The sequence below is a fragment of the Coleofasciculus sp. G3-WIS-01 genome (assembly GCF_040223135.1).
GTDB lineage: Bacteria > Cyanobacteriota > Cyanobacteriia > Cyanobacteriales > Coleofasciculaceae > Coleofasciculus.
The window spans coordinates 1-7,693 of record NZ_JAVJZI010000238.1; the positions used below are offsets into that span (position 1 = coordinate 1).

The window sequence follows — 7,693 nt, forward strand, 5'->3', positions numbered from 1 at the left end:
CTTGTATTTACATTACCACAATAGTAGAACGTTATCCGAATTATTTGACTGGCGAATTTATTCGCTACCTAGACGGTTCGCTCGGTTTCATCTCCCAGCTAAAGAGCGTGGGAGCCTTCACCCATCGCTTGAACGGTAATCAGTCTTGAGAGGAGTGGAGAGACGCGACAAAAGCGCCTCTAGTTTGGGTAGTGTGGTTGATTTTTATCTGCCTACCCTAATTTTCATTAAAACTTTACTTACAGCACTGCGTTGCAGGTGTCACCCTTTACATAACTTTAGTTAGGGTATTGGATGAAAGCCAAGTTGTGAGTATTTATGTCTTGGCACAAGCAAGGAACTAACGCATGAAATGGGGTGTAGTCAAGATTTTTAGCCTTTAGGTACAATCATTCAGTCTCTACAGATAAAGGAATGCATAAGTTCTGAACAAGTTTTTGTAAAACTTGCTGAAATCAAGGTAATCACACGGAATTTACCAGTAGGGATTGAGCCACTCGCAGTGATTGTATCGCTCGAAACACCACTATTCGAGACAGAAGGCAAAACCTCAACCATCTATCGCAGGAGCCTAGAGTCTATGAGTAGGCATAAGCAGTGGCAAAAGGGATGTTTCAAAGTGACGACTTGGATTTTATCTGAGATTGTCTTAAATGTGTTGGGATTGGATGATTTGGCTGACTATAGTGAATTTATTTTCGATCCAGAGGTGATCATCTCTCAGTATCATTCCGTAATTCTCGTGGCTCCACCTCACCCCCCGCAAGTTGAGCAAAACTCACTCTTTTGCCAAACTATCTGCGATCGCGTCGAATTAGTCTAGGTCAAACTCAATACAGTCTATCTGCCAATCCTGTCCTGGAATTGCTACAGCCGCCACATAATCGGGTGCTGGGGTAAGGGGATAGACAGACCAATGAGCAGCCGCGTTGGAGTCTCCCGCGATACTCAGCAGCTTAGCCGATTCTCCAGGGATGAGAGACACTTCAATCTCTGACAACCCAGCTAACCCATCACCTGTCGCCTTTAAATAAGCTTCCTTGCGTGTCCAGCCATTGAAAAAAGCGATTTGCTGCTGATCCCCGCTCAGAGTCTGAATTGCGGCATATTCCCTCGACGTAAAGAAACGTTGTGCCAGTTTCTGGACATCGGGCATCGGGCGCATATATTCTAGATCGATCCCCAGTTTCAGGGTTGGTGATAGGGCATACAAGGCTAATCCATGAGAATGAGACAGATTAAAACCAAGAGTATTCTCTGGGTTGATCGTCGCTAAGGCGGGTTTACCACGGGAACTATAGTCAAACTGGATTTGATTGGGCGGTTGATTTAAATAGCGACTTAGGATTGTCCGCAAAATCCCACGACCTGCAATAAAATGGTTGCGATCGCGCTCAAAGTAAAATCGAGAAGCCCGCTGTTGTTCATCCGGGGAAAGGAGTTGTGCAAATCTCTCTATCTGTGCCAGCGATCGATTCAGATCAGCTTGCCAAACATGGATCTGTTGGGCTGACAGGACTAAGGTAGAGAGTGGAGAATGCCACAGACGTTTCCCAGTCTTCATCAATTAAACTAATCTAAAGATAAAAGGATAGCGGTAGGGTTGGTTGGGATTATCCAGAACCTTGATTAGGGCAAGAATCGGCATGATCAGACTGACTAAGCCTAAAAGAGCCAGTAAGAAGAAACCAATCAAGACAACGAATAGCACGATAGAAATGCAGGCATAGATATAAAAGTTAATGTGAAAATTTAGCGCTTCTTTGGCATTTGCCTTAACAATGGGATCATTCGTCACAAACAAAATCACAATCGGGATCGCGACAGAGATAAGAGCGGAACTCAAAAATATCGATCCATGGCATAGCGCTGATAAAAGCTTGCGTTGCTCAAAGTCATAGTCATGCATATTACTCATCACTTACTCCTGAAATTAGATCGGGTTCACTAACGGGTGGTTTTTCATTGGCAGGTTTTGACTCTTCCAAGGGAGCAATTACAGTTAATCCCTGGGGAATACATTCAATGTTGACCGGAGTTGTGCCGATAATTTCCCCATCGACGACAACTTTTTGAGGAGGGTTGGTGGTTACTTTAATTTGCCCAGTCCTTACACAAATTGTATCCTCCCGACGGGCGGCTCTCCTCATCAGCGCAGCACCGAGTAAATCAACGATCGCATCCACGGCTTCGATTTTGGTGTTTTGGGTACTAATCGTCACCTCCAATAACCCATCATTAGCAATCACTTCCCCCATCCCCTGTGCCAACAGAGACGTTGGCGGTGCAGCATTGGCGATGGTAATTGCTCCGGCTTGACACTGACTGGTAATCCCAGCCATCTCCAATTCCGTCTCAAAAACGTTGTGTTCGTTGAGTTGTTGCATCCCTGCCAAAATATAAGCTAAGACTCCCAAGCGTTTTTTTGCTTCTCGATCTGCTCGTTCCACGGTTTCAGCTTCAAAGCCAATCCCAGCTAGCAAAATCATCGGATGCTGATTGCAACGTGCGGCATCGATAACCCGCGTCATGCCCGATAAAATCAGCTCACAGGCGGCTCGCAGATTTGTGGGAATTCCTAAAGCCACAGCAAAAGCATTAGCAGTCCCCCGGGCGATGATCCCCAAGGGAATCCCGGTGTCAATCAAAGCACCCGCAACAGCCGAGACAGTGCCATCTCCACCCGAGGCGATAATCAGATCAGCACCTGACGCGATCGCATCTTGAGTTAACTCTACAGTCGAGCGATCGGGAGTTGTCAAGTGGATATCTAGATGAAGTTGGGGTTTTAACAGCTGCTGAATAAGCGCCAAATCCTTCTCCGCGTTCCCTTGACCCGAAACTGGGTTAAAAATCAGGTAAGCAAAGCGATTTTTGGCAAAATTGGCGATAATTGCTTCAGCCGTGGCAAGATTAGTAGCGAGAGGGACGTTGTGAACATTACAGATGCGTAATAATGCCTGAATGTCAGGTTCATGAGGTTGAGCATAAAGGGGATCGATGAGGAAAATCACCGCAATCACCTGACCTTGAGCCACTTCAGCCGCAATTTGGGCATCTCCGCCCACAGAACCCGATAAGAGGCACTCTACCTCTAACTTACTCTGTTCTTGAATGCGTTGTCCGGTGGTTCCAGTGGCGATTAAGCGGTAACGGGAGAGAACCGATGTATATTGTTTGGCAAAGCTAGCAATATCGTCTTTTTTGCGATCGTGGGCAATTAAGGCAATGGTTGGGGGCATGATGGGAAGGCGGAATTCTTATATATTAGTGTAAATCTCACTGACTTAAGCTGGTTTTGTAGTAGGCACGAAGCGTGCCAGAAGCGCTAAAGCGCTGACTACAAACAGTCAGATGAGTCTATTGGGGGAATCAGCCGCACTACATTTGACTTTACACGGCTAGGCAGAATACAGTCTTATCCAGCAAACTACGATTCGATTTGGTTTGAAAGTCTAATCGAGGAACTATTATGCTCAGAAAAATAATTGATACTGATTCCAACACCCGTTATGGGGTTTATTATACGGTTTATGGATCACTCGCTGGTGATGATCAATTAGTGAGGTCTTACCTCTGGGCAGGTCCTTATGATGATATGAAAACAGCCGTAAATAAAGCTCAAGAACTGAGACATTCTCATCAAGAGGATGCGTCATTTCTTGTGAAACCGTATGTCGGTTGAAATGGTAAGACAGTAACGTCTCATATTGCGATAATTTTTAATTGTTAATTATTGAAAAATAATTGATAAAATTACAGATCGTATAAGTTCTTAAACCACGTCATAAACGGTTGAGCTTGGGGATGTTGGGGATTCAAAATACGCTGCATGATAGCGTTATGCAATTGTCGTCCGGGTGGATTTTGCCACGCTAGCCAGGTATAGATATTCGCTTTATCAAGATGAGCATCTATAAAAGGTGCGCCTCTACGTTTGGCTTCTGTTACGACTTCTTGGGCATATTCCCAAAACGGTTCACTCTCATCGGGTATCATGTAGGCTAAAAACGTCTCCAACATTCCTTGCTTTTGGTTATCGGGCATAATCCAGACACCAAATTTAATCCCATTTGTACTATGGATTAATCCAGTTTTTGGTAATTGTTCAGGAAAGTCAGGAATACTTTTTAAGCAGGCGTTTCTGATACTTGTCCAGCGTGCCGATAAATCATCATCCGCATCCACGATCAATCCTAATGTTGTCAATCCTGACTCTTTCAGTTGTGTAGAAATCTCATGGGCATCAATAAAGTTATCACTTCCATAGGATTCGATGTAGGGGACTTTTATTCCTATGTCTATCCAAGGAATTCCATTAGCTTCAATTAGATAAGGTATAACTCGTTTGTCCTGATCTCCCTCTACAATAAGCTTCTTCGGATAATACTTGCTTGCCATTTCTAACGTACCTCAATCCCTCGTTGAGCCGCGATGACAATCTGACGTTCAGTAAAAAGAACACCCGTTTCTTTACCGGGTTCTATTCGTTGAATTGTAATTCCATCCTCAGTGTCTTGTTCCTGACTCGCAAGGCTAGCCAAGCTAGTCCAACAATCACTATTATGAGTCGTCGCGAAAACTTGTACATTTAGTTTTTTTGCTGTTTCAAAAATAAGTTTCCACATATCTTCCATTGCTGTGAAATGTAATCCGGTATCAATTTCATCAACCAGCAATACTCCGCCCCTAGCACATACCGTTGATAATGCTAGACCCAACATCCGCCATATTCCATCCCCCATACTTCCAATTGGAACGCGCTGATCACTGTCAGAAAGACGCACGACAAATCCACCACGAGACTCTAAATATCTGTGGCTTTCATATGTAATAGAAGCAATGCGATCAATTTTAGGTTCAATCGTCTGAAGTGCTTTATAGACAAGCGTTTCATCGGGTGTTAAAACCACTTGATCAAACAGCTCTATCATGTTTGTCGTTGTTAAAGATGATGATGTGATATATTGATTTATTGCTGCATTTTTTGATGGCTTACCTATAAATCGCCATCGACGAATATAATCTTCAGACAGTCCTCCACTAGAAGACAAACTGCGTTTCCAACTCTCTCGCTTATTGCCATCAGTCCAGGAAATGTTAAAAACAAGTTCTATTAAATTATCTGGAAACTCTTCAACTAAACTGGTGGATTCATCAGATTTAATCTCTGAATCTACCTTAGAAGCAATCGGTTGTTTTTCTATAGATACGAAAAGTTTATTTTCAATATTATCATTTGAAGCCAATATTGAAAACTCACTGCCTGATTCAATTTCATGACCGTGAAAAAGATGACAGATATCAAGTTCTCTCTCTCTTCCGCTTCTTCTAATATCATCACTCCAAAAATATTCACCTCTGTTAGTCATCATTTCAACTAATGGTTCAGGATTCCCCTTGGAACAGAGCAGTTGAATTGCCTCTAGTATTGATGTTTTACCACTGTTGTTTTTACCAACCAGTAAATTAACTCTGCCAAGCTGCTGAAGCTGGAAATGTTTGAAACAGCGGAAATTTTTTATAGTCAGATTTTTTAACATATCTCATTTCTGGCGGTACTTGTGGACAAATAAGCTTGAATGGGTTGTAAAAGGATTGCCAAAATCTTATCGACTTCCTTAATATAGTATTCTAACCGATCAATCAATACGGTATGTTCCTCTAAGACCAAAAACCGCCAAGCTGTCCCCGTTGTCACAGCACCATAAATTTTATCAATTTCATTTCCGGCTCTTTGATTAAATATCTGGGCGGCGATCATTTCAGCAATACATTGACCGAATCCTGATTTAATTTTTTCATTTTTGGCTTCAGCAATTGTAATCACTGGAGCGTTGATGTAAAATTGTTCCGCTGAACAACTAATGATAAAGTCACAATAGCCTTGTAAGCCTTTATCAACATCGACATTAAAATCAGTTCCAGAGAATAAACTCGCTTGATAGTTAACCTGTCGCCTGACTTCGGATAAAACTGGAGCAATAATAAATTCAGAACGGGCTTTTTCTGTATCAATTGCTGTAGCTAAAGGGATATACTCGGTTAAATTGAGCGTTAAAATTTCCGACGGTTTAACGCCTTCGACATCAGCAAATAGATTTTGAGTTTCATCAATGGTTAAGCCAAAATCTTCTTTAACTTTAGCCAAGGTAAAATTGCTATATGCCATCAGCAAACCTCTAGGTTACGTGACAGAGACGTTCCGGTGGAACGTCTCTAGGGAATTATTACGCAGTCAGTTAAGATAAATGCATCTACTTTAGAGATTGCCATGGAATGACAAAGAACCAATTATCGCTGATCTAACTGACGGGAACCAAATAAGGCTTCTTTTGCCTTTTCATCCATAGTGTTGACCCGTTTTTCACTCAAAAGTGCTAACCCTCGCTGTACCGCAGATCGCTGGTTAATTGCATCAAACCATCGCTGAAGATTGGGATAATCGGTTAAATTTTGTCCCTGTCGTTCGTGGGGAACAATCCAGGGAAAAATTGCCATATCTGCGATGGAGTAATCACCCGCAATGTACTCGCCAAGGGATAGTTGTTTATCGAGAACCCGATACAAACGAGTTGCTTCATTCGTGTAGCGATCAATGGCATAAGGGATTTTTTCTGGTGCATACTGACGAAAGTGGTGTGCTTGTCCCAGCATGGGTCCGACGCCACCCATTTGGAACATTAGCCACTGAATCACCGAATAGCGATCGCGCGGATGAGTGGGGATGAACTGTCCGGTTTTGTCAGCCAGATACAGTAGAATTGCGCCAGACTCGAATAGGGATAGGGGTTGATTATCGGGTCCTTGGGGGTCTGCGATCGCAGGCATTTTATTATTGGGACTGATGGTGAGAAATTCTGGCTTAAACTGATCCCCGGCGGTAATGTCAATAGGGATTAGGTTATATGGGGTTTCAGTTTCCTCCAGCATAATGCTGACTTTCCAGCCATTGGGGGTGGGCCAATAGTAGAAATCGATGGGTTGTGTCATGGTTAACAAATTCAAAACGAATAAATGTTTGGGTTAAGGGCGAAGCATTCTTGTACCAAATTTTTGGTTGATCCCGATCAATCTATGCACGAATGCTTCTTTGGGTTAAGGGCGAAGCATTCTTGTACCAAATTTTTGGTTGATCCCGATCAATCTATGCACGAATGCTTCGCCCCTACAATATGTACCATATGTACCATATGTACGGTATCTACGGTATCTACGGTATCTACGATATCTAGCGTAATATCATAATAATTGTTAATGACATACCCCACAAGTATGAAATTTAATCCGGACAAGCATCACCGTCGGTCAATTCGTCTACAGAGATACGATTATACGCAACCTGGTTTTTATTTTGTCACAATCTGTACCTACCAACGGGAATATCTATTTGGCGAGATTATAGATAGTTTCATGCATCTCAATCCCACGGGTCAATTTGTCCAATCATGTTGGAACAATTTATCAAAGCATTTTCCATTCGTAGAATTAGATGCCTTTATCGTTATGCCAAATCATATACACGGAATAATTATTATCACAGACAAGAATAATGTTAATGTAGGAAATGTAGGAAATGTAGGAAATGTAGGAAATGTAGGAAATGTAGGAAATGTAGGAAATGTAGGAAATGTAGGAAATGTAGGAAATGTAGGAAATGTAGGAAATGTAGGAAATGTAGGAAATGTAGGAA

General features: G+C 42.4%; 9 protein-coding genes and 1 pseudogene. 3 read left to right on the forward strand and 7 right to left on the reverse strand.

The window, feature by feature from the left end; genetic code table 11:
* The first annotated feature begins 502 nt into the window (after positions 1 to 502).
* Entirely contained in the window at positions 503 to 823 is a 321-nt protein-coding gene (locus tag RIM23_RS24260; protein ID WP_446370102.1) for a hypothetical protein, read from the forward strand.
* Here RIM23_RS24260 and RIM23_RS24265 read toward each other — a convergent pair.
* The 3 genes from RIM23_RS24265 to mgsA are packed head-to-tail and all read right to left on the reverse strand — an operon-like array spanning position 815 to position 3,242.
* Complete coding sequence (locus tag RIM23_RS24265) at positions 815 to 1,564, reverse strand: 4'-phosphopantetheinyl transferase family protein (protein ID WP_446370104.1); 750 nt, start codon at positions 1,562 to 1,564, stop codon at positions 815 to 817. The two genes, RIM23_RS24260 and RIM23_RS24265, sit on opposite strands and share 9 nt — an antisense overlap.
* Positions 1,565 to 1,567: 3 nt before the next feature.
* Positions 1,568 to 1,918, reverse strand: a complete 351-nt coding sequence (locus RIM23_RS24270; protein WP_446370106.1) for a DUF4870 domain-containing protein — start codon at positions 1,916 to 1,918, stop codon at positions 1,568 to 1,570.
* Complete coding sequence (gene mgsA / locus RIM23_RS24275; RefSeq protein ID WP_446370108.1) at positions 1,911 to 3,242, reverse strand: methylglyoxal synthase; 1,332 nt, start codon at positions 3,240 to 3,242, stop codon at positions 1,911 to 1,913. The genes RIM23_RS24270 and mgsA overlap by 8 nt, the downstream gene beginning before the upstream one ends.
* Before the next feature lie 230 nt (positions 3,243 to 3,472).
* Here mgsA and RIM23_RS24280 point away from each other — a divergent pair, with 230 nt between their 5' ends.
* Positions 3,473 to 3,685: a hypothetical protein gene (locus RIM23_RS24280; protein WP_446370110.1), complete on the forward strand. Its 213-nt coding sequence runs from the start codon at positions 3,473 to 3,475 to the stop codon at positions 3,683 to 3,685.
* Positions 3,686 to 3,756: 71 nt separating this feature from the next.
* Here RIM23_RS24280 and RIM23_RS24285 read toward each other — a convergent pair whose 3' ends face one another.
* From RIM23_RS24285 to RIM23_RS24300, 4 genes are all read right to left on the reverse strand, one after another.
* Positions 3,757 to 4,401 (reverse strand): DUF3226 domain-containing protein, encoded by a 645-nt coding sequence (locus RIM23_RS24285; protein WP_446370112.1) that lies wholly within the window; start codon positions 4,399 to 4,401, stop codon positions 3,757 to 3,759.
* A 2-nt stretch (positions 4,402 to 4,403) separates the two neighbouring features.
* A complete protein-coding gene (locus tag RIM23_RS24290; RefSeq protein ID WP_446370114.1) occupies positions 4,404 to 5,543 on the reverse strand; it encodes an AAA family ATPase in 1,140 nt (379 codons plus the stop codon).
* Positions 5,537 to 6,172 (reverse strand): hypothetical protein, encoded by a 636-nt coding sequence (locus RIM23_RS24295; protein WP_446370116.1) that lies wholly within the window; start codon positions 6,170 to 6,172, stop codon positions 5,537 to 5,539. The genes RIM23_RS24290 and RIM23_RS24295 overlap by 7 nt, the downstream gene beginning before the upstream one ends.
* A gap of 122 nt (positions 6,173 to 6,294) precedes the next feature.
* A complete protein-coding gene (locus RIM23_RS24300; RefSeq protein ID WP_446370118.1) occupies positions 6,295 to 6,993 on the reverse strand; it encodes a glutathione S-transferase N-terminal domain-containing protein in 699 nt (232 codons plus the stop codon).
* Between the two features lie 420 nt (positions 6,994 to 7,413).
* On the opposite strand from RIM23_RS24300, the pseudogene RIM23_RS24305 reads away from it, so the two are divergent.
* Positions 7,414 to 7,693, forward strand: a pseudogene (locus RIM23_RS24305) (hypothetical protein); the annotation flags it as partial.

What these genes read in the sequence shown, in the direction of transcription:
- RIM23_RS24265 (WP_446370104.1), bottom strand. Translation starts at nt 1,564, where the DNA reads ATGAAGACTGGGAAACGTCTGTGGCATTCTCCACTCTCTACCTTAGTC.
- RIM23_RS24270 (WP_446370106.1), bottom strand. Translation starts at nt 1,918, where the DNA reads ATGAGTAATATGCATGACTATGACTTTGAGCAACGCAAGCTTTTATCA.
- mgsA (WP_446370108.1), bottom strand. Translation starts at nt 3,242, where the DNA reads ATGCCCCCAACCATTGCCTTAATTGCCCACGATCGCAAAAAAGACGAT.
- RIM23_RS24280 (WP_446370110.1), top strand. Translation starts at nt 3,473, where the DNA reads ATGCTCAGAAAAATAATTGATACTGATTCCAACACCCGTTATGGGGTT.
- RIM23_RS24285 (WP_446370112.1), bottom strand. Translation starts at nt 4,401, where the DNA reads ATGGCAAGCAAGTATTATCCGAAGAAGCTTATTGTAGAGGGAGATCAG.
- RIM23_RS24290 (WP_446370114.1), bottom strand. Translation starts at nt 5,543, where the DNA reads ATGTTAAAAAATCTGACTATAAAAAATTTCCGCTGTTTCAAACATTTC.
- RIM23_RS24295 (WP_446370116.1), bottom strand. Translation starts at nt 6,172, where the DNA reads ATGGCATATAGCAATTTTACCTTGGCTAAAGTTAAAGAAGATTTTGGC.
- RIM23_RS24300 (WP_446370118.1), bottom strand. Translation starts at nt 6,993, where the DNA reads ATGACACAACCCATCGATTTCTACTATTGGCCCACCCCCAATGGCTGG.